Below are 19,730 nucleotides of genomic sequence, written 5' to 3' on the forward strand. Positions count from 1 at the left end.
CAGCCGCCTTGGCAAAAGCTGCGCGGATGAAGACATTGACCCAATCCCCCACCGATCCCGATTTTGTCCAATCGCCCTACGGATTTTATGCCGAGGCCCGCGCGATGGGACATCTGCATCATTGGCAGGACTACAATATGGTTGCGGCCTTTTCGCACCCCGCTGTGCATACCCTGCTGCGCGACCGCCGTTTTGGCCGCGAAATCCCGCCGGAGATGGCGCGAGAAAGCCCGGCCCATCTGGCCCCTTTCCTGCAGGTTGAGGCGCATTCGCTACTGGACGCCGAACCGCCCCGCCACACCCGCCTGCGCCGGCTTGTGTTGCGCGCCTTCACCAGCCGCGAGATCAAGGCGCTGGCGCCGGGGCTGGAAACGCTCTGCCATGAGCTGATCGACGCCTTCCCCGCGGATGCGCCCTTTGATCTCCTAACCACCTATTGCACGCAGGTCCCGGTGATCGCGATTTGTCGCCTCTTGGGCGTGCCCACGGCGATGGCGCCGCAGCTCTTGGACTGGTCGCACAAAATGGTGGCGATGTATCAGGCCTCCAAAACGGTTGAGACAGAACATGCCGCCGCCCGCGCCAGCCAGGACTTCATCGACTTCCTCACAACCTATGTGGACGAGCGCCGCAAGACCCCGGGTGAGGATCTGATCACCCGCCTCATTCAAGCCGAGGAAGACGGCGAGAGCCTCTCCACGGATGAGCTGATCGGCACCTGTATCCTGTTGCTCAATGCCGGCCATGAGGCCACGGTGCATTCGCTGGGCAATGGCGTGAAAACCATGCTGCAACAGGGCTGGGACCAAAGCTGGCTTGCCCCTGACGGCATCGACGGTCTGGTGGAGGAAATCCTGCGCTATGACCCGCCGCTGCATATGTTCACCCGCTACGCCTACGAGGAGATTGAGATGTTCGGTCATACCTTCCAGCGCGGCGATGAGGTGGCACTGCTGCTGGCCGCTGCCAACCGCGACCCAGAAATGCTGGAGGATCCCGAACGCTTCGATCCCACGCGCCCAGCCAAAGTGAACACCTCCTTTGGGGCGGGCCTGCACTTCTGCGTCGGCGCGCCGCTGGCGCGGATGGAAATGCAGATCGCGCTGCCGATCCTGTTTGAACGCTGCCCGGACCTGAAACTGGCCGCCGCGCCCGAATACAACAACACCTACCATTTCCACGGGCTGACCCGTCTCATGGTCACGGTCTAAGGCCCCCTGCGGCGGGCCACCCCGGCCCGCCCCCTACCATGGCTCAGACAGGCTGGCGTCTGGGTGGACGTCCGGCCATCAGTACAGCCCCCGCCACCACGGCCATCACCGATGCGCTGCGGATCACCGTCTGAAAATCATAGGCCTGCGCGATCAGCCCCACAGCAGGCCCGGCCATGACCCCGCTCACCATCAGCGTATTCCAATACAGCGCGGTCGCCCGCGCCGGCATCGCCTTGGCAAAGGACTGCACATAGCTGATGCCGAGGCTTGCATAGAACCCGTAGTACAGCCCCTCCAGCGCCGCTGCCGCCAGCATCTGGCCAAAGCTCTGCACCATCGCCAGCAGCTGGATCGTCACAATAGCAAGGCCGGTGACCGCCAGAAGTGCCCGCCACATGCCAATGCGGGCAATCACCCACGGGGTTGAGAAGATGGCAAAGACCTCAACAAATGTCTTCACGCTGAAGGCAAATCCGGGCGCAGAACCAGGCAAGCCCACCTCCTGCACATAGAACACCGGCAAGGCGGAACACGTCAGCGAACGCGCAGTGGAGAGGCAGAAGACCCCGCCGCCGCCAGTCCGACCAGCGGAAACACCCGCGCGCCCGCATCAATGCGGCGGGCAAACTGCCGGTTGGCCACCAAGGTCAGGCTGATCGCCATCGCTGCCTAACCACTGATAACCCAAGGTTGATGCCCCAGCCCCTCAACCAAGAAATAGCTCATGAAAGAAACAATCATGACAGTGCAGATCGTGCCGCAGAACAACAGCAGCAGAAACGTCAGGCGCGCCACGACCGGGCGCGGCCCCTCGGATTGTCCAAACCGCTCATACGGCAAAGGCATTCACGAGCCCAAGCAGCCCGCCCCGTCACCTTTCCCAAAATACTCCGGGGGATGTGACCTGTGCCGCAGGGACAGGTCACGAGAAAGGGGGCAGCGCCCCCTTTCCTTTGGCAGCACCAGACCACCGCGCGCCTAGTCCTCTGCGATGGCCTCAAGCGGCAGCAGGGTGGTGGATTTGATCTCCTCCATCGACAGCAGGGCTGTCACATTATGCACCCGCACCTCAGAAATCAGCGCCTGATAGAAATTGTCATAGGCCCGCGCGTTCTTCACCCGCACCTTGAGGATATAGTCGATATCCCCCGCCAGCCGATGCGCCTCCTGCACCTCCGGGCGATCCTGCAGCGCCTTCAGAAACTTGGCCTGCCACTCCGCCTCATGGGCCGAGGTGCGGATCAGCACAAAGAAACAGGCCTCAAACCCCAGCGCCTCAGCATCCAGCACCATGGTTTGTCGGCCAATGACACCTCCCTCGCGCAGCTTGCGAATGCGATTCCAGACCGGGGTCTTGGAACTGCCCACACGGCGGGCGATTTCGTCCAGCGACTGGCCTGCATCGCGTTGCAGCTCCGCCAGAATTTTCCGGTCCGTGCCGTCGATCCGCACTGTCATCCCTGTTTTCTCCTTGTTTGGGGATCAACCCGCCTGCATCTGCCGTCAGCTGGAACATTCTTCCTTATTTGCCGCGCCATATAGCGGATAAGGGGGAATATTTCCTATATCTAAGGGTAAGTCAAACAAACCAGATGAGGCCCCAGATGACCGGTCCAGACACCCTTGCCCCCCGCGCGCCGCTGCCCATGCAGACCGGTGCCTGCGGATCTGTCGCCGCCGCGCTGGTGGCGGGTGAGGTTGCCTTTGCAGGCTCCGGCCCTGGGGACCCTGAGCTGCTGACCCTGAAGGTGGCGCGCGCATTGTTGCAGGCGGATGTGATCCTCTTTGACCGGCTGGTCAGCGCCGAGATCATGGCGCTGGTGGGCCCGCAGGCCCAGCTGGAAGACGTCGGCAAGGAGGGCTTTGGCCCACAGGTCAGCCAGGAAGAGATCTGCGCCCGCATGGTGGCCCATGCCCGTATGGGCAAAAAAGTCCTGCGCCTGAAATCCGGCGACCCCACCGTCTATGGCCGTCTCGACGAGGAACTCACCGCCTGCGAGGAGGCCGGTATCGCCTATCAGATCCTGCCGGGTATTACTGCGGCCTCAGCTGCCGTCGCCTCCATCGGCCAGAGCCTGACACAGCGCGGGCGCAATGCCTCGGTGCGGTTTCTGACTGGCCACGACATGAAGGGCTTTGCCGATCACGACTGGGCTGCGCTGGCCCGTCCGGGTGAGGTGGCCGCCATCTACATGGGCAAGAAATCCGCGCGTTTCGTGCAGGGCCGCCTGATCATGCACGGCGCCGATCGCGCCACACCGATGACCATTGTTGAAAACGCCTCACGCGCCAATCAGCGGGTGATTGAAACCACGCTGGAGCGTCTGCCCACCGATCTTGCCGCCGCCGAACTGACCGGCCCGGCGCTGACATTCCTTGGCCTTGCCCCGCGCGCCAGCGCCCAGGCCCTGACAGATTTGAAACTGGAGCTTGCCTGATGCCCCGTCCCTTTACCCCGAAAATCATCACCGCCAACGACCTGCTTGAGGGTGACGTGATCTATTTCACCGACACCAACAGCTGGAGCCGTGAGCTGCAGGAGGCTGAGCTGATCGAGGATGAGGCCGAGGCGCAGCTGCGGCTTCTGGAAGCGGAGAAAGACGCCCTGCGGGTGGTTGGCATCTACCTCACCGATGCGAAATCCGGCGACAACGGCCCCGAGCCAACGCATTTCCGCGAAGACTTCCGCCGCACCGGCCCATCCAACTATCGCCACGGCAAACAGGAGGCCGCAGCAAATGTATAAGTACAACGACTTCGACACCGCCTTTCTGGCCGAACGCAACGCCCAGTTCCGTGCCCAGGTCGAGCGCCGCATTGACGGCTCTCTCACCGAGGATGAGTTCAAGCCGCTGCGCCTGATGAACGGCCTTTATCTACAGCTGCACGCCTATATGCTGCGGGTGGCGATCCCCTATGGTACGCTGAACTCTGACCAGATGCGCACCCTGGCGCTGCTGGCGGAGAAGTGGGACAAGGGCTATGGCCATTTCACCACCCGTCAGAACATCCAGTACAACTGGCCCAAGCTGCGCGACGTGCCTGATATGCTGGACGCGCTGGCCGAGGTTGGTCTGCACGCGATCCAGACCTCCGGCAACACCATCCGCAATGTGACCTCGGATCATTTTGCCGCCGCCGCCAAGGATGAGCTGACCGACCCGCGCCCCTATGCCGAGCTGATCCGCCAGTGGTCCACCGATCACCCGGAGTTCCAGTTCCTGGGCCGGAAATTCAAGATTGCCATCACCGGCAGCTCCACCGACCGCGCCGTGACCAAGGCCCATGACATCGGCCTGCGTATGGTTGAGCGCGACGGTGTGGCCGGGTTTGAGGTCATCGTGGGCGGTGGCCTTGGCCGCACGCCGCTCATCGGCAAAGTGATCCGCGATTACCTCCCGCAGGCCGATCTGCTGCCCTATCTGGAGTCGGTTCTGGCGGTCTATAACCTGCTGGGTCGGCGCGACAACAAATACAAGGCCCGCATCAAGATCACGGTGTTGGAAAACGGCATCGACACCATCCGTGAGATGGTTGAAGAGCGCTTTGAAGAACGCCGCAAAGCCTTTGACGGCACCGATCAGCAGCTCTTGGAGGAGATCAAGGCGCATTTCACCCCGCCCAAGCTGCGCGGTGGCAATGTGGAGACCTATCTGACCGCCTATGACGCGGATCCGGTGTTCCGTTCCTGGGCCGATACCAATCTGGCGGCGCACCGGGATGACAACCACGCCATCGTCACCATCTCGATCAAGGCGCATGGCCAGACGCCGGGCGATGCCACCGCCGCGCAGATGCGCGGGATGGCGGACCTGGCTGAAGAGTTTGGCTATAACGAGCTGCGCATCAGCCATGAGCAGAACGTGATCCTGCCACATGTCCATAAATCGGACCTGCCTGCGCTGCATGCCAAGCTGAAAGAGCACGGGTTGGCCACCGCCAATGTCGGATTGATCTCCGATATCATCGCCTGCCCCGGCATGGATTACTGCGCGCTGGCCACCGCCCGGTCGATCCCGGTGGCGCAGGAAATCGCCAGCCGTTTTGATGAGCTGAAGCTGGAACATGACGTGGGCCATCTGCAGATCAAAATCTCGGGCTGCATCAACGCCTGTGGGCACCACCACGTCGGTCACATCGGCATTCTTGGCCTCGACCGGGCTGGGGTGGAAAACTACCAGATCACCCTGGGCGGCGATGCGACTGAGACCGCCGCGATTGGCACCCGTACCGGACCCGGTTTTGCCTATGATGAAATCGTGCCTGCGGTGGAACGCCTGATCACCGCCTATCTCTCTCTGCGCGACAGCGCCGAGGAAACCTTCCTCCAGACCTATCGTCGCGTCGGCATGGATCCGTTCAAGGCCGCGCTTTACCCCGAGGCCCAGAAAAAGGTTGCTTAGCACCATGGTCAATGCAGCGGCACTACCGACTGACACACGCCAAGGCCCGAGCAGTGCCCATCTTGAGGCACTGGCAACACAGGTGGATGCGCTTAATGCGCGCTTCCGCCACCACTCTGCCACCTCCGTGATGGAGGGCGCACTCAAGGATGCGGGCCATATCGCGCTGGTCTCCAGCTTTGGCGCGGAATCCGTTGTGCTGCTGCATATGGCGGCGGTAATTGATCCGATGACGCCAGTGGTCTTTGTCGATACAGAATTGTTGTTCACCGAAACGCTGGTCTATCAGCAGGAGGTGAGCGAGCGGCTGGGCCTGCGCAATGTGCAGGTGATCCGCGCCGCTGACATCGCCGAGAAAGACCCCTATGGCGCGCTGCGCTTCTCGGATACCGACGCCTGCTGCGCCCTGCGCAAGACCGCGCCGCTGCAAAAAGCGCTGGCGGGGTTTGATGGCTGGATCACCGGGCGCAAGCGGTTTCAGGCCGGATCCCGCGCGGCCCTGGACTTCTTCGAGGTGGAAGAGACCGCCACTGGCCCCACCGGTCGGCTGAAGATCAACCCGCTGGCCCATTGGGCCCCGCAGGATGTGCGCGCCTATATGGATGAAAACAGATTGCCCCGTCACCCGCTGGTGGCCAAGGGCTACCCCTCAATCGGCTGCGCCCCCTGCACCTCGCCCGTCAAGGAAGGCGAAGACCCGCGGGCCGGACGCTGGCGCAACCAAGACAAGGAAGAATGCGGCATCCACGTGGTGGATGGCAAATTCATTCGCACAGGAGCCTGACAGATGAGTGTGATTGTGACCGATGCGGGCTTTGGCCCCGACAGCTGGACGGCGGGCTTTGACAGCGACACCGCCATTGAGATGCAGCCGGATGCCGATCCGGCGGCCCTGTCCAACCAATTGCCGGGGCTGGAGATGATCCGTATTCATTTCCCCAGCTTTGCCGATGGCCGGGGCTTTACCCTGGCGCGGCGCCTGCGGCTGGCGGGCTACACTGGGCGCTTGCGGGCCTATGGCCATGTGCTGGCGGATCAATATGCGATGGCGCGCCGCTCCGGCTTTGATGAGGTCGAGATCAGCGAGGATCTCGCCGCCCGTCAGCCGCAGGAGCAATGGCTTGCCCGTGCCAATTGGCAGGCGCATGATTACCAGGCCCGCCTGCGTGGCACCGCCGCACGCTAAGCCAGCCCTCTCCGCTTCTCTGGAATTCCCCCCTCAGACCCGGTTCCGTTGCGCCCTGCGCGGAGCCGGTTTCTGAAAACAGGGGTTTTCCTGACCTGTATCAAAGATTAATCAGAGGTGCCGGATATTCCTCCGGTGATGGATCCGATGAACGAGATGACACCCGTGACCGAAGCTGTGACCGACACTGCAACCGACCCGAAACCGGCCAAGGCCGTGCCCGCCCTGCCCGACGCCCAGACCGTGACCGAGGTCAAGCACTGGACCGACCGGCTGTTTTCCTTCCGCTGCACGCGGCCTGCCTCCCTGCGCTTCCGCTCAGGCGAGTTTGTGATGATCGGTCTGATGAACGATCCCGACCCCAAGACCGGCAAGGTGAAGCCCTTGCTGCGCGCCTATTCCATCGCCTCGCCCAGTTGGGATGAGGAAATGGAGTTTTATTCGATCAAGGTCGAGGATGGCCCGCTGACCTCGCGCCTGCAGCACATCCAGCCCGGCGACGAAATCATCCTGCGCCCGAAGCCCGTTGGCACGCTGGTGCATGACGCGCTGGTCCCCGGCAAACGCATCTGGTTCTTTGCCACCGGCACCGGCTTTGCGCCCTTCGCGAGCCTGCTGCGCGAGCCGGAAACCTATGAGAAATTCGACGAGGTGATCATCACCCACACCTGCCGCGAAGCCGGTGAGCTGACCTATGGTCGTGAGCTGATCGAGAGCCTGAAGGACGACGAACTCTTGAACGAGGTGATCGGCGAAGGCTTCTGGAAGAAGATCAAATACTACCCGACCACCACCCGTGAAGAGAGCGCCAAGATGGGCCGCATCACCGACCTGATGCGCTCCGGCGAGGCATTTGCCGATCTTGGCGTGCCGCCGCTGAACCCGGAAAGCGACCGCGCGATGATCTGCGGCAACCTTGCGTTCAACCTGGAGCTCAAGGATCTGTTTGAGAATACTTATGGTCTGGAAGAAGGCGCAAATTCCAAGCCCGCGCATTTCGTGGTGGAAAAGGCGTTTCTGGACTGATCCCAAGTCGTCCTATGCTCTTCAAGTGACAAAAAGCCCCCGTCATATTCTGATGGGGGCTTTTTATATGGGCCGACTGGATCAGGCGTCATGACCTGTGCTGGCCGCAGTACGGGACACGGCCCCCTTCGCTGCGGCCGCGTGACTGACCGGTTTCATGCTGTTCCAATCGCCCCTCCCGCGGTCACTCTATTGCGCAGGGAGGTGCAAAGGCACATGGTAGCGCCATGGCAACGGAAATTGAGTTCTCTTTCAAAACCTTGACGGGCACCGCACAACGGCACATCCGGGTGTTTCAGATCCACCAGTTTCTGGACCGGTTTGCCATGGGTCTGACAGTGGCCGTCGTCGCGCTTGCGCTGACGGACCGGGGCATGGATCTGTTGCAGATTTCGCTGCTCTTCGGGGTCTACTCGCTGACGACGATGGCGATGGAATTGCCGTTTGGCGGTCTGGCCGACACCATTGGTCGCAAACCGGTCTTTCTGGCAGCGGTCATCGCCAGTCTGATTTCGCTCGTGCTGTTTCTGTCATCGAGTGATTTCACTGTCCTGGCTCTCTCCTTCGCCTGCATCGGGTTCGGGCGTGCCCTGCGGTCAGGCACGCTTGATGCCTGGTTTGTTGAGACATTCAGGACCGCGGCGCCAAATGTGGATGTTCAGCCCGCTCTTGCAAAGGCGCAGTGGGCCAATGCCATGGGCCTCGCCTTTGGTGCAATTTTGGGAGGTTTGCTCCCGGACGTATTTGGCATGACCGCGCTGAGCTATGGGATCAGCATCTATGATGTGTCCTATGTGGCAAGCTTTGCCGTGATGATCGCAGTGTTGACCTACACGATGTTTGCCATCACCGAAGAGCCACGCCCGTTGAATGCCAGCGCGTTGAGACAAGGGTTCACCAGCGTCCCGTCCGTGATCGCACAGGCGGGCGCGCTTGCCTTGAGGCATCCGACGCTTTCCATGCTTCTGGCAGCACTGGCCCTGGTCCTGATGGCGACCAATCCGGTTGAGGTGATCTGGCCGACCTACGCAAAGCCCATGTTGGACGAGCGCTACGCCAACACCGCCATTGGCACCCTGACGGCGGGTTACTTTTTTGCAATCGCGTTTGGTGCGGCGCTGTCACCCTATATCAGCCGTGTCTTCAGGCGTCGTCATGCGGTCACGCTTGCGGCGCTTTTTTCCTGTCTTGCCGGTGTTCAGCTGGCCTTGGCGATGCAGGGCGATATCGTGGGATTTGTCGGCGTCTTCCTTCTGTTCTCCATCCTTCTTGGAGCAAGCGAAACGCCTGCAAGTAGCATCCTGCATCGCTGCGTGGACGATCGGCAGAGATCAACAATGCTGTCCTTGCGATCTCTCATACAGCAACTGGGGGCGGCATTGGGACTGGTGCTGGCCGGAGCCGTGGCCGATGTCTATTCCACGCCTGTTGCATGGGGTGTCAGCGCCGTGTTCCTGCTGATAGCGACGGTGCTGAGTTTGCTGCTGGCCAAGCGACTGACGGCGGCGGCGGAGAGCTGACGCCTGTGCAGCGGGCAGCGCCAAACATTTGACAGCCTTAACGGCCCGCGCCGGTAACTCTCCCCCGCTGACGAGCGAAACATGCGGGTTCCCATTTTTCCCTTTCCGGTCCTCGGCGCGAGGTTTGTGCTGCGCGGCAGAAACGACGCTGCGGTAGGCGATAGAGTGCCGATCATGCCATGCCGCGCTCTGACACCTCCGTGGGCCTTGCCAACCATCGACGTTCAGCTTAAACGACAATTGTTATGTTGTAACATTACACTCACACATTCAAAAACCGCTGGAGACGAAAATGCTACGTACAATCTTCAAACGACCTGACCTCCTTGCCGTGGCCGCGCTGGTTGCCCTGTCCACGCAGGCCCCGGCCCAAACCGCGACCAGCTCCACCTCGACCCACAATCACAGCCATCAGGCCAAAGAGCCTGTCCTGATCAACGAAGCAGAGATTCAGCCCCGTGACCTCTCTGACTGGGAGGCCGACTGGCAATCGGTCTATCCGTTTCTGCAAGACGGCACTCTGGATCCGGTGATGGCGCACAAAGCAGAGAGCGGGAAGAAGACCGCCGAAGACTATCGCGCGTATTATGAGGCTGGCTACAAAACGGATGTGGAGCGCATTTTGATTGACGGCTCCAGCGTCACATTCTTCCGCGATGGCAAGCCTGTGCAGGGCCAGTACACCAACGACGGATATGAAATCCTGACCTACGCATCAGGCAATCAGGGGGTCCGCTTCATCTTTGAAAAGTCAGGCGGAGACGCCGCAGCACCTCAGTTCATTCAGTTCAGCGACCATGAAATCGTGCCAACCAAAGTCGATCATTATCACCTTTATTGGGGCGATGATCGCGCGGAACTGCTGACTGAGGTTACCAACTGGCCGACCTATTTCCATGCTGACTTGAGCGGTGCGGAGATTGCCGACGGAATGATGGCCCACTAAGCCGCAGCGCTGTCGGCGCATAAGAAAGGCCCCCGTGACTCTCTGACGGGGGCCTTGGTGTCTGATAGCTGTCTCACTCCGCTTATTGCGGCAGCGCGTCCTTGATGCGGTTCAGCGTCGCCTCCAGCAGTGCCGGATTGTCTCGGGCCTGATCCAGCGTGGTGATCAGCAGCGCCTTCTGCGTCGCCTCGATCGAGGACTCCTCGATCATCGTGATCACCTTGTCATAGTTGAAACCTTCCGGTGTCAGCAGCGCATCCTTGGCGGCCTCGGTGCCCTCTTCGGCAGCGGCAGTGGCATCAGCCGCAGCATCTGTTGCAGCCTCAGCGGTCTCGCTCACAGCCGCCGCTGTGTCTTCGGCGGCCTCTGCAAGCTCATTAGCGGCCCCTGTTGCCGTGTCCTCAGCCGCAGCGGCAGTATCTGCAACCGCATCACCAGCCGCCTCTGCTGTTGCAGTGGCCTCCTCACTCAGCGCCGCTGCGCCCTCGTTGGCCTCATCAACTGCGGCAGCCGCGCTGTCCTGCAGCTGATTGGCGCCCTCGGTCAGCCCTTCGGCAATCTCGTTCACTGTTTCCGCTGCCGTCTCGGTCACGGCGGCAGCGGCTTCATTCACCGCCTCTGCGGCGGCATCAACGGAGCTTTCAATCGCGTCTTCGGCGGCTTCAGCAGCGGTGGCGATATCGGTCTCCACCTCGTTAGCGGTCTCCGCAGTCTCCTCAGCGGGGGTCTCGGTTTCAGGCGTCACGATAACAGTCTCTGGCGCCGACTCTCCGGTTTCCATGGAGGAGATATAGAAATATCCGCCCAATGCGACGGCTCCCACACCCAGGCCAATAACGATCGGTTTCATGATAGATCTCCTTCTCTCTCCTAATGCTCCACACGGGGCGGGGCTTGCGGCTTAGCACTTGGGCTTAGGGGCCTGAAACTACAAGGGGAATAAACTACCAGCAGCCCCATCGGCCAATCCCCGCCAGTCTGACACCACCGGTCTGCCAAGTTCAGCGCAACGCAGAATTAACCCTTTGATGATGCTCTCAGGTGCAAACAAACCTTGAAAACCGCGATATGGACGGTCATACCCGCAATTGACTTGAATCGCAGGCCCGGGACCGTTATTTTCCGGGCACTTTTCCGAAGTGACAGAAGGATAGACGTCATAGCCCGCAGACCCCACAATGCGCCGCCGCAACGCGACACCGGCCCGCGCACCAACGAAAAAATCCGTGCTCCCGAAATTCGCCTGATTGGCGCCGAAGGGGAAAATGTCGGCGTGGTTCACCCCGCCAAGGCGATGCAGATGGCAGAAGAGGCCGGTCTCGATCTGGTCGAGATTTCGCCCAACGCCACCCCGCCCGTGTGCAAGATCATGGATTACGGCAAGTTCAAATATGAACAGCAGAAGCGGGAAAGCGAAGCACGCAAGAAGCAGAAGATCATCGAGGTCAAAGAGGTTAAATTCCGTCCCAACACGGATACCAATGACTACGACGTGAAAATGCGCAACGTGTACAAATTCCTGGAAAACGGCGACAAGGTGAAGATCACCCTGCGGTTCCGTGGCCGCGAGATGGCCCACCAGAATTTGGGCCGTGAGCTGCTGCTGCGTGTTGCAGAGGACATTAAGGAACTGGGCAAAGTGGAAAACATGCCCAAGATGGAAGGCCGTCAGATGATCATGATGATCGGCCCGCTGCCGCAGAAATAATCCCTGCCGCAACAGATGTTATGCAAAACCCCGCGCCCTCCGGTGCGGGGTTTTTTTCTTATCTGCGTCAACTCCGGGGGGAACTCACCGGAATTGCGATTGCTACATTCAATACTCACGTTTTCTTTACGCTCCCCCCTTAGCTCCTGAAGGGAGTTCGGTCGCTTCCGACAAAATTCACCGCAATTATGGAGCCTCTCTTGAAGCCACTTAGCGACGTCCAAAACAGTGCCTTCATGGCCATCGCCCCCTGCCGTGCCGCGTCTTTGGCGCTGGTGGTTCTGGCCAATGAAGACAGCCAACACGCCCCAGACACTATGAAGGAGCTGCTGGATCAGTCGGTACAGCGGATCAGGGCCGCTTATGAGATGTTGACTGCAGGGCTCGACAAACTGCTGGCGGAAAGTGAACATGAATTGCCGGCTGATCTTGGCGCGCAGCGCAGAAAGTCCATCGAAGCACTGGAGCCTTTTGCCGAAATTCTAAGCACACAATCCGACGGCACGATCCTGAAGCGTGTACGCGAGATGCCCTCGCTCACCGCGCAGGCGCTCTACAAGGTCGAGCCGATTGTCTCGCAGTTCCTGATCGACATGACCAAAAACATGTTTGAGGCGCAGAAATCCCGCGACAGCGCCCGCGACGAGGGGATGCGTGATGCGATTGAAAATGCTGAAACGGTAGGCCGTCATATTCAGCTGATTGCCTTCAATGCCTCGATCGAGGCGGCGCGCATTGGCGACCAAGGCAAGGGGTTTGCAGTGATCGCGTCGGAAATCCGCAACCTCTCGGGACGCACGCAGACATTGCTCGACACGATGTCAGGCTATCTGCGCGCCTGACCCCTCGCGATGACAGAACCAGCCCCGGCGCGACGCCGGGGCTGGTTCTTGTTTTCCAATGGCGGGATTATCCCGCAGCAGCCACCGCCCGTTTGGTGATCACCCCAACCAGATGCGCGCGGTAGGCCTTGGTGCCATGCAGATCGCCGATCATCCCGTCCGGATCCACACCGAGGCCCTCAATGGCATCGGGGGAGAAATTCGCCGATAGCGCCGCCTCTGCCGCGCTCCAGCGGAAGACACCTTCCTCGGAGGCACCGGTCACGGCCACGCGCACAGCGTCGGCAAAGCGCGCGACAAACACCCCAACAAGCGCAAAGCGTGAGGCGGGCTGGACAAATTTCTCATAATGGGCCGCCTGTGGCACCGGTAGGCGGATATTGGTGATGATCTCCCCCTCTTCCAGCGCGGTGGTGAACAACCCCTGAAAATACTCATCCGCCGCAATTTCGCGGCTGTTGGTCACGATGGTGGCACCGCTGGCGAGTGCTGCCGCCGGGTAGCAGGCTGACGGGTCGTTATTGGCGAGCGAGCCGCCAATGGTGCCCCGGTTGCGCACCGCCGGATCGCCGATCTGCCCCGCCAGCGCCGACAGGGCGGGGTAGCTGTCAGCGGTGGCGGCTTCGACCTCGCCGTGGGTGGTGGCGCCGCCAATGGCCAGCCCGTCGCCATCCGGGCAGACGCCCCGCATCTCGGCAATGCCGCTGAGGCTCACCAATGTGCTGGGCATCGCCAGACGCTGTTTCAGCGTTGGGATCAGGGTCTGCCCCCCACCAAGCGCCTGCGCGTCCTCCGCGCCCAGGGCCTTCACCGCATCCGCGATGGTCGAGGGCTTCTCGAACTCGAATTCATACATGTCGTATCCTTTCCGAAAACCGGCTGACCGGCTGTCATCTTTCCGAAAATACTCCGGGGGTATGGGGGCAGCGCCCCCATGAACCCTTAGCCATTCATCGCCGCCCAGACCCGTGCGGGGCTCAGGGGCATGTCGATATGGGTGACATCCTTGCCGGCCGATTGCAGCGCATCCACCACGGCGTTGACCACCGCAGGCGGGGTGCCGATGGCGCCCGCCTCGCCGCAGCCCTTCACGCCCAATGGGTTATGCGTGCAGGGCGTCTGACAGGAATGATCGACGGTGTAGAACGGCAGATCATCGGCGCGGGGCATGGCGTAATCCATGAAGGACGCCGACAGCAGCTGTCCGTCGTCATCATAGACGCACCCCTCCAAGAGCGCCTGACCGATACCCTGACCAATGCCACCATGGACCTGGCCGTCGACAATCATCGGGTTGACGATATTGCCAAAGTCATCCGCCGCGGCAAAGCTCTCGATACTGACCTTGCCCGTGTCGGGATCCACCTCTACCTCGCAGGCATAGGCGCCTGACGGGTAGGTGAAGTTCGCCGGATCGTAAAAAGCGGTTTCCTCCAACCCCGGTTCGATATCCTCCAGCGGGTAATTATGCGGCACATAGGCCGCAAGGGTCACATCACCCCAGGCCAGCGATTTATCAGTGCCGGCAACAGTGAACTGGCCGTCCTTCAGCTCGATATCCGCATCCGAGGCCTCCAGGATATGGGCTGCGATTTTCTTCGCCTTGGCGATGATCTTCTCGGTGGCGCGCACCATGGCAGAGCCGCCGACCGCCAGCGAGCGCGAGCCATAGGTGCCCATGCCCATCGGAGCCTTGTCGGTATCGCCATGTTCGATTTCGACCATATCCTCCGGGATGCCGATCATATCGGCGATCACCTGCGGGAAGGACGTCTCATGCCCCTGCCCATGGCTGTGACTGCCGGTCATGACGACGATACCGCCAGTGGCATTCACCCGCACCGTCGCACTTTCATAGAGACCAGCACGGGCCCCCAGCTGCCCCACGAGGTTCGACGGCGCAATGCCGCAGGCCTCGATATAGCAGTTGACGCCAAGCCCGCGCAGCTTGCCCTTGGCCTCGCTGGCGGCGCGGCGTGCATCAAAACCGCTGAGATCAGCAATCTCTTCCAGCTTGTCCATGGTCGCCACATAGTCGCCGGTGTCATATTCCACCGCAACCGGCGTCGCGTAGGGGAATTCGGTGATAAAGTTCTGGCGGCGCAATGCAATCGGGTCAACACCCAGCTCGCGCGCGGCCTTATCAATGACCCGCTCCAGCTGATAGGTCGCTTCCGGCCGGCCAGCGCCACGATAGGCATCAACAGCAACGGTATTGGTGAACACCGCCTTCACATTCACGTAGATCAGCGGCGTTTTGTAATTGCCGGCCATCAGGGTGCCATGCAGCCAGGTCGGGACCGAGGGTGCAAAGGTCGACAGATACGCGCCCATATTTGCATAGGTTTCCGTGCGCAGCGCGGTGAAGTTGTTGTCCGCGTCCAGCGCCAGCTCAATCTTTGTCACATGATCGCGGCCATGGGCGTCCGACATAAACGCCTCGGACCGCGAGGAGGTCCATTTCACCGCGCGATTGAGGGCCTTGGCGGCAAAGGTGCAGAAGGCCTCTTCGGCGTAGTGGAAGATCTTGGAGCCAAAACCGCCCCCCACATCCGGGGCCACAACGCGCAGTTTATGCTCCGGGATGCCCAGCACAAAGGCGCCCATCAGAAGGCGGATCACATGCGGGTTCTGCGAGGTGGTATAAAGCGTGCTGTCGCCAGTGGCGCGGTTGAAATCCCCCACCGCGACGCGCGGCTCCATCGGGTTTGCGACCAGACGGTTGTTGACCAGTTCCAGCGTGGTGACATGAGCCGCATCCTTGATGGCCTTGTCCACGGCATCGCGGTTTTCCTCAACAAATCCCCAGTCATAGCAGAGGTTGGAGGTCAGATCGTCATGCACCTTTGTGGCGCCATCCTTGACCGCTTCTTTCATGTTGATGACCGCTGGCAGGTCCTCGATCTCAACGGCGATAGCCTCTGCGGCGTCGCGCGCCTGCTCGGCCGTTTCGGCAACAACGGCAGCGATGGGATCGCCGACATGGCGCACTTTGCCTTGGGCCAGAACCGGATGAGCCGGCTCCTGCATCACCTCGCCGTGACGGTCGGTCACCTGCCAGCCGCAGGGCAGCCCGCCGACACCTTCAAAATCTGCGCCGGTAAAAATCCGCACCACGCCGGGCATGGCGGCGGCATCAGCGGTGTCAACCGAGGTCAGCCGACCATGGGCCACATCCGAGCGCAGGAAATGCACATAGGCCTGGCCGTTCAGGTTAATGTCATCTGTGTAATTACCGGTTCCGGTCAGGAACCGCACGTCTTCGCGCCGTTTTGGGCTGGCGCCGATGCCGCTATCCTTTGGCATTGTCCAAATCTCCTCCCTGGACGGCCTGCACGCGGCAGACCTCTTGGTCATGCTTTGGTTCTGAACTGGGTCGCCTGTGCGACCTCCGTGCCCGCCTGTCTTCCCGGCCACAGTGCTGTGGCCTCCCTTTGAGGCGGGGTCTGGGGGCTGGCGCTATTCTGCCGCGACGGCAGAGACGTCCTGACCCGAAGCCGCCATGATCGCCTTGACGATATTGTGGTAGCCGGTGCAGCGGCACAGGTTGCCCTCAAGGTATTCGCGGATTTCCTGTTCGCTGGGCGTTGGATTGTCCTTCAACAGCGCTGCCGCAGACATCACCATGCCCGGCGTGCAGAAGCCGCATTGCAGCCCGTGATGATCCTGAAACGCCTGCTGGATTGTGTTCAAGGTGCCATCCGGGGCGGCTTGCCCCTCGATCGTGGCAACCTCTGCGCCGTCAGCCTCTGCCGCCAGCATGGTGCATGATTTCACCGCCTTGCCATCGACATGCACAACACAGGCGCCGCATTGGCTGGTGTCGCAGCCGACATGGGTGCCGGTCAGGCCCAATTCCTCTCGCAGGAAACCGGACAGCAACATGCGCCCCTCGACCTCTCCGCTGGCAGTCCGACCGTTTACGGTCATTGTGACTTTCACCATCAACTCCTCCCTTGGCTCGCGTAAACTCGCTGGCAGAAGTTAAGCACGGCGCAACAGCCGACGCGAAGCATTATTCGCAGGGCTTGGACTAAAGTCGCAGGGCGACGCCAGACCTCGCTCAGACGTCGCTGCGACGTGGGCGGGGCCGTGTGGGGATTTCTTTGAGGAGGCCACCAACCCCCATGGCGGCGATATCTGCGCTGCTCACATCGATCCCGCAGACCAGCCGTTCCAGCACCCAATCGGCGCCGTTCAAAGCAAGCGAGCGCGCACAGCCCGGCAAGCCAAGCACAGGACGCCCCGCCAGATCGCCCAGAAACAACAGATTGCCCGGATCCACCGGCATGCCAAAACGGGCGACCTCACCGCCAGCCGCCCGAAGCGCAGAAGGGGCCACATCCAGCGGATCCGAGGTGGCCGACCCGGTGAGGATCAGGATCAGATCGCTGTCTGCACCAACCGATTGCAGGGCGGTCGCCAGCTCTGCCTCGCGGTGCGCCACCACCTGCCGGGGGGCCATCGACATGCCGAACCGGTCAAGCCGCCCGATCATCGCGGCGCGCCCCTTGTCTGGCGGGGTTTCCGCGCTGATGCGGGTTTCGATCAAGGTGGCGCGGCGCAGCTGAGGTGGGATCAGACGGATCGCCCCGGCCACATCGCAGGTGGCGGCTGCAAGCGCGGCCTCCTCCACCGCGTAGGAGATGATCTTGGCCGTGGCCACCATACCGCCCGCATCTGCCCGGTGATAATCGGACACAGTCGCCAGCGTGATCATTGGATCGACCGCATTCAACGCGTTGATCCGCGCAGCATCGACCCGAATCAAACCGGGGCCAAGCGCATGGAGGTTGACCCGCCCTGCCCCGGCACCAGAGATCCGCAGACCCAGGGCTGCGGCGTCGGGCAGCAGCGCCTCTGCCAACATCTCTGCCGCGCGATCCTCGTGGATATCGCCGGGTTCCAGCTGCGCCACGGTCAGCTGACGATGCCCAACGGCGGCAAGATCGGCAAGATCCTGCGCCGCCAGTCGGGTGCCCTTGGCGATACGATGCTCCGCGCCCTGCAGGGAATGCGCCAGATAGCAGCCCGCCGCCTCATTCAGGGGCACTGCACCAAAGATCATGACCTGCGTCCGCGCAGCACGGCCGTCATCTCGGCAATAATGGACACAGCGATTTCAGCTGGCCCAGCTGCGCCGATATCAAGCCCGATGGGGCCATGGATGCGCTCAATGGCGGCTGCGTCAAACCCGGCCCCCTGCATCCGCGCGACCCGTTTGGCATGGGTGCGGGTTGATCCCAGCGCACCGATGTAAAAACACTCAGAGCGCAGAGCGGCCTCCAGCGCGGGGTCGTCGATTTTCGGGTCATGGGTGAGCAGCACAACAGCGGTGCGGGCATCAAGGCCGAGGAACGCAATCGCCTCATCCGGCCAATCCTCCACCAAGCTCTCCCCCGGGAAGCGTTCAGCGGAGGCAAAGACCGCGCGCGGGTCGATAATCACGGGGTCATAGCCCGCAATGCGCGCCATCGGCACCAGAGCCTGTGCGATATGCACCGCGCCGACCACAATCAACCGCAGGGGTGGATTATGCACCGCTACGAAGGTCGTGCCGTCCGCCTCGGTCCCTGATTGGTCCATGCGTTTGCGATCAGTATAGCCCTCCGCGTCCAGATGCCCCGCGCCACTGTCAAGGTCCACCACATAAGACACCGCGCGTCGCTCGGCGCGGGCGGCGACCAGATCGGTCAATGTGCCCTCGGCCAGCGTGCCGCCGATGGGTTCAACCAGAATGCGGATGGTGCCGCCACAGGCCAGCCCGACGGCAAAGGCATCTTCGTCGCTGACGCCAAATTCCAAGAGCCGGTGACACCCGTCGGCAATCGCCTCCTGCGCGGCAAGGATCACCGCACCTTCGACACAGCCGCCTGAAACGGAGCCTTCGATCCGGCCATCGCTGGCGACCGCCAGTTGGGACCCGGTGCGGCGTGGGGCGGATCCCCATGTCTCCACCACCGTGGCCAGTGCTGCACTCCGGCCGCCTTGCTGGCCACTGCCCTTGGCTGCACGGTGCCAGTCGAGCGCCGTTTCAGGAATGTTATCAAAGCGCTGCAATCCGGGTGCCGACATCTGAAACCTCTGGGTTGGGGCGGTCGCCGCGTGGTGGTCCATAACCGGACAAGGCCTGCCGCAGACAGGGCGGACAAAGCCGACGATAGACAGAACGGGCCGTGACCTGACGGGTTTAGTCTAGCGCCGGAGCGCAGCCAGCGGGATCAAAAACACGCGCGCGCCCTTGCGACTTTGGTCGCAGGATGGCGCGCGGGGTGTGCGTGGGATCACTTCAGCTTGGACAGTTTATCCTGCAACTCGGCCAATTGGCGTTTGATATCATCCAGCCCGTCGCCGTCCTCAGCGCTCTCTGCATCGCCGGATGATTGGCTCGCCGCAGGCCAGCCGCCGGAGAACCCACCGGCCATCGCCTTCAGAAAGGCTTCCTGCTGCGCCTTGATCGCCTCAAACCCCGGCATCTGTGCCATCGGGTTCATCGCATTCATATTCTCAACCATCTTGCTTTGGTTCTCGCGCAGCATCTCGAACGAGCTTTGCAGGAACTGCGGCATCACCCCGCCGCCCGGCACCATATAGCTGCGCACCAGATCGTTGAGCACATTCACCGGCAGGATATTCTCGCCCCGGCTTTCGTGTTCGGCGATGATTTGCAACAGATACTGACGGGTCAGGTCATCACCTGTCTTGAGGTCGACAATCTGAACCTCGCGCCCCTCCCGGATGAAGCCGGCGATATCCTCCAGCGTGACATAGTCGCTGGTCTGCGTGTTATAGAGCCGCCGACTGGCATATCGTTTGATCAACAAGGGTTTATCCTGATCCGACATGTCACTTCTCCCCAGACATGATGCGTTGCAGCAAAGCCTA

At 61.5% G+C, this 19,730-nt stretch carries 21 protein-coding genes; 11 read left to right on the forward strand and 10 right to left on the reverse strand.

Features of this window, described 5'->3' with window-relative positions; genetic code table 11:
• Window positions 1–26 precede the first annotated feature (26 nt).
• Window positions 27–1,211: a cytochrome P450 gene (locus phaeop14_RS09370; RefSeq protein ID WP_096789368.1), complete on the forward strand. Its 1,185-nt coding sequence runs from the start codon at window positions 27–29 to the stop codon at window positions 1,209–1,211.
• A 43-nt stretch (window positions 1,212–1,254) separates the two neighbouring features.
• Here the strand turns inward: phaeop14_RS09370 and phaeop14_RS19875 are convergent, their stop codons facing one another.
• From phaeop14_RS19875 to phaeop14_RS09380, 3 genes are all read right to left on the reverse strand, one after another.
• A complete protein-coding gene (locus tag phaeop14_RS19875) occupies window positions 1,255–1,731 on the reverse strand; it encodes an MFS transporter (RefSeq protein WP_338090139.1) in 477 nt (158 codons plus the stop codon).
• A 17-nt stretch (window positions 1,732–1,748) separates the two neighbouring features.
• Window positions 1,749–1,877 (reverse strand): hypothetical protein, encoded by a 129-nt coding sequence (locus phaeop14_RS19980; RefSeq protein ID WP_255352595.1) that lies wholly within the window; start codon window positions 1,875–1,877, stop codon window positions 1,749–1,751.
• A gap of 315 nt (window positions 1,878–2,192) precedes the next feature.
• Window positions 2,193–2,672: an Lrp/AsnC family transcriptional regulator gene (locus phaeop14_RS09380; protein ID WP_024096785.1), complete on the reverse strand. Its 480-nt coding sequence runs from the start codon at window positions 2,670–2,672 to the stop codon at window positions 2,193–2,195.
• A gap of 146 nt (window positions 2,673–2,818) precedes the next feature.
• Here phaeop14_RS09380 and cobA point away from each other — a divergent pair, with 146 nt between their 5' ends.
• From cobA to phaeop14_RS09420, 8 genes are all read left to right on the forward strand, one after another.
• The gene (gene cobA / locus phaeop14_RS09385) at window positions 2,819–3,652 is read left to right on the forward strand and encodes a uroporphyrinogen-III C-methyltransferase (protein ID WP_096789369.1); all 834 of its coding nucleotides are present in this window, start codon (window positions 2,819–2,821) and stop codon (window positions 3,650–3,652) included.
• Entirely contained in the window at window positions 3,652–3,960 is a 309-nt protein-coding gene (locus phaeop14_RS09390; protein WP_024096783.1) for a DUF2849 domain-containing protein, read from the forward strand. The genes cobA and phaeop14_RS09390 overlap by 1 nt, the downstream gene beginning before the upstream one ends.
• On the forward strand, window positions 3,953–5,617 hold the full coding sequence (locus phaeop14_RS09395; protein WP_040170558.1) for a nitrite/sulfite reductase: 1,665 nt from the start codon (window positions 3,953–3,955) through the stop codon (window positions 5,615–5,617). Before phaeop14_RS09390 ends, phaeop14_RS09395 begins: the two co-directional genes overlap by 8 nt.
• A 4-nt stretch (window positions 5,618–5,621) precedes the next feature.
• The gene (locus phaeop14_RS09400; RefSeq protein WP_040170556.1) at window positions 5,622–6,401 is read left to right on the forward strand and encodes a phosphoadenylyl-sulfate reductase; all 780 of its coding nucleotides are present in this window, start codon (window positions 5,622–5,624) and stop codon (window positions 6,399–6,401) included.
• A gap of 3 nt (window positions 6,402–6,404) precedes the next feature.
• Complete coding sequence (locus phaeop14_RS09405) at window positions 6,405–6,803, forward strand: DUF934 domain-containing protein (protein ID WP_040170555.1); 399 nt, start codon at window positions 6,405–6,407, stop codon at window positions 6,801–6,803.
• A gap of 147 nt (window positions 6,804–6,950) precedes the next feature.
• A complete protein-coding gene (locus phaeop14_RS09410) occupies window positions 6,951–7,829 on the forward strand; it encodes a ferredoxin--NADP reductase (protein ID WP_040170874.1) in 879 nt (292 codons plus the stop codon).
• Window positions 7,830–8,056: 227 nt separating this feature from the next.
• On the forward strand, window positions 8,057–9,349 hold the full coding sequence (locus phaeop14_RS09415) for an MFS transporter (protein ID WP_096789370.1): 1,293 nt from the start codon (window positions 8,057–8,059) through the stop codon (window positions 9,347–9,349).
• A gap of 292 nt (window positions 9,350–9,641) precedes the next feature.
• Window positions 9,642–10,295, forward strand: coding sequence for a metal-binding protein ZinT (locus tag phaeop14_RS09420; RefSeq protein ID WP_096789371.1), 654 nt, complete (start codon window positions 9,642–9,644; stop codon window positions 10,293–10,295).
• 82 nt (window positions 10,296–10,377) lie between these two features.
• On the opposite strand, the gene phaeop14_RS09425 is transcribed toward phaeop14_RS09420, so the two are convergent.
• Window positions 10,378–11,145: a hypothetical protein gene (locus phaeop14_RS09425; protein ID WP_040170551.1), complete on the reverse strand. Its 768-nt coding sequence runs from the start codon at window positions 11,143–11,145 to the stop codon at window positions 10,378–10,380.
• 204 nt (window positions 11,146–11,349) lie between these two features.
• Between phaeop14_RS09425 and infC the strand changes: the two genes are divergently transcribed.
• Both infC and phaeop14_RS09435 read left to right on the forward strand, forming a co-directional pair.
• Window positions 11,350–12,003 (forward strand): translation initiation factor IF-3, encoded by a 654-nt coding sequence (gene infC / locus phaeop14_RS09430; RefSeq protein WP_338090120.1) that lies wholly within the window; start codon window positions 11,350–11,352, stop codon window positions 12,001–12,003.
• 200 nt (window positions 12,004–12,203) lie between these two features.
• Window positions 12,204–12,845 (forward strand): methyl-accepting chemotaxis protein, encoded by a 642-nt coding sequence (locus tag phaeop14_RS09435; protein WP_241770550.1) that lies wholly within the window; start codon window positions 12,204–12,206, stop codon window positions 12,843–12,845.
• A gap of 67 nt (window positions 12,846–12,912) precedes the next feature.
• On the opposite strand, the gene phaeop14_RS09440 is transcribed toward phaeop14_RS09435, so the two are convergent.
• The 6 genes from phaeop14_RS09440 to phaR all read right to left on the reverse strand — a co-directional run bounded on the left by phaeop14_RS09440 (window position 12,913) and on the right by phaR (window position 19,690).
• Entirely contained in the window at window positions 12,913–13,701 is a 789-nt protein-coding gene (locus phaeop14_RS09440; protein WP_096789372.1) for an FAD binding domain-containing protein, read from the reverse strand.
• Between the two features lie 86 nt (window positions 13,702–13,787).
• Window positions 13,788–16,151 (reverse strand): xanthine dehydrogenase family protein molybdopterin-binding subunit, encoded by a 2,364-nt coding sequence (locus tag phaeop14_RS09445; protein ID WP_096789373.1) that lies wholly within the window; start codon window positions 16,149–16,151, stop codon window positions 13,788–13,790.
• A 153-nt stretch (window positions 16,152–16,304) separates the two neighbouring features.
• A complete protein-coding gene (locus tag phaeop14_RS09450; RefSeq protein WP_096789374.1) occupies window positions 16,305–16,790 on the reverse strand; it encodes a (2Fe-2S)-binding protein in 486 nt (161 codons plus the stop codon).
• 118 nt (window positions 16,791–16,908) lie between these two features.
• Complete coding sequence (locus phaeop14_RS09455) at window positions 16,909–17,913, reverse strand: molybdopterin-binding protein (protein WP_096789375.1); 1,005 nt, start codon at window positions 17,911–17,913, stop codon at window positions 16,909–16,911.
• A complete protein-coding gene (locus tag phaeop14_RS09460) occupies window positions 17,910–18,920 on the reverse strand; it encodes an XdhC family protein (RefSeq protein ID WP_096790273.1) in 1,011 nt (336 codons plus the stop codon). Before phaeop14_RS09460 ends, phaeop14_RS09455 begins: the two co-directional genes overlap by 4 nt.
• A 209-nt stretch (window positions 18,921–19,129) precedes the next feature.
• Entirely contained in the window at window positions 19,130–19,690 is a 561-nt protein-coding gene (gene phaR / locus phaeop14_RS09465; RefSeq protein ID WP_096789376.1) for a polyhydroxyalkanoate synthesis repressor PhaR, read from the reverse strand.
• Window positions 19,691–19,730: the final 40 nt, after the last annotated feature.

It is taken from the genome of Phaeobacter piscinae (genome assembly GCF_002407245.1).
In the GTDB taxonomy this organism is placed as follows: domain Bacteria; phylum Pseudomonadota; class Alphaproteobacteria; order Rhodobacterales; family Rhodobacteraceae; genus Phaeobacter; species Phaeobacter piscinae.

What these genes read in the sequence shown, in the direction of transcription:
- phaeop14_RS09405 (WP_040170555.1), top strand. Translation starts at nt 6,405, where the DNA reads ATGAGTGTGATTGTGACCGATGCGGGCTTTGGCCCCGACAGCTGGACG.
- phaeop14_RS09455 (WP_096789375.1), bottom strand. Translation starts at nt 17,913, where the DNA reads ATGATCTTTGGTGCAGTGCCCCTGAATGAGGCGGCGGGCTGCTATCTG.
- phaeop14_RS09445 (WP_096789373.1), bottom strand. Translation starts at nt 16,151, where the DNA reads ATGCCAAAGGATAGCGGCATCGGCGCCAGCCCAAAACGGCGCGAAGAC.
- phaeop14_RS09390 (WP_024096783.1), top strand. Translation starts at nt 3,652, where the DNA reads ATGCCCCGTCCCTTTACCCCGAAAATCATCACCGCCAACGACCTGCTT.
- phaeop14_RS09395 (WP_040170558.1), top strand. Translation starts at nt 3,953, where the DNA reads ATGTATAAGTACAACGACTTCGACACCGCCTTTCTGGCCGAACGCAAC.
- phaeop14_RS09410 (WP_040170874.1), top strand. Translation starts at nt 6,951, where the DNA reads ATGAACGAGATGACACCCGTGACCGAAGCTGTGACCGACACTGCAACC.
- cobA (WP_096789369.1), top strand. Translation starts at nt 2,819, where the DNA reads ATGACCGGTCCAGACACCCTTGCCCCCCGCGCGCCGCTGCCCATGCAG.
- phaeop14_RS09460 (WP_096790273.1), bottom strand. Translation starts at nt 18,920, where the DNA reads ATGTCGGCACCCGGATTGCAGCGCTTTGATAACATTCCTGAAACGGCG.
- phaeop14_RS09440 (WP_096789372.1), bottom strand. Translation starts at nt 13,701, where the DNA reads ATGTATGAATTCGAGTTCGAGAAGCCCTCGACCATCGCGGATGCGGTG.
- phaeop14_RS09400 (WP_040170556.1), top strand. Translation starts at nt 5,622, where the DNA reads ATGGTCAATGCAGCGGCACTACCGACTGACACACGCCAAGGCCCGAGC.
- phaeop14_RS09420 (WP_096789371.1), top strand. Translation starts at nt 9,642, where the DNA reads ATGCTACGTACAATCTTCAAACGACCTGACCTCCTTGCCGTGGCCGCG.
- phaeop14_RS09370 (WP_096789368.1), top strand. Translation starts at nt 27, where the DNA reads ATGAAGACATTGACCCAATCCCCCACCGATCCCGATTTTGTCCAATCG.
- phaeop14_RS09380 (WP_024096785.1), bottom strand. Translation starts at nt 2,672, where the DNA reads ATGACAGTGCGGATCGACGGCACGGACCGGAAAATTCTGGCGGAGCTG.
- phaeop14_RS09450 (WP_096789374.1), bottom strand. Translation starts at nt 16,790, where the DNA reads ATGGTGAAAGTCACAATGACCGTAAACGGTCGGACTGCCAGCGGAGAG.
- phaR (WP_096789376.1), bottom strand. Translation starts at nt 19,690, where the DNA reads ATGTCGGATCAGGATAAACCCTTGTTGATCAAACGATATGCCAGTCGG.
- phaeop14_RS09415 (WP_096789370.1), top strand. Translation starts at nt 8,057, where the DNA reads ATGGCAACGGAAATTGAGTTCTCTTTCAAAACCTTGACGGGCACCGCA.
- phaeop14_RS09425 (WP_040170551.1), bottom strand. Translation starts at nt 11,145, where the DNA reads ATGAAACCGATCGTTATTGGCCTGGGTGTGGGAGCCGTCGCATTGGGC.
- phaeop14_RS19980 (WP_255352595.1), bottom strand. Translation starts at nt 1,877, where the DNA reads ATGGCGATCAGCCTGACCTTGGTGGCCAACCGGCAGTTTGCCCGCCGC.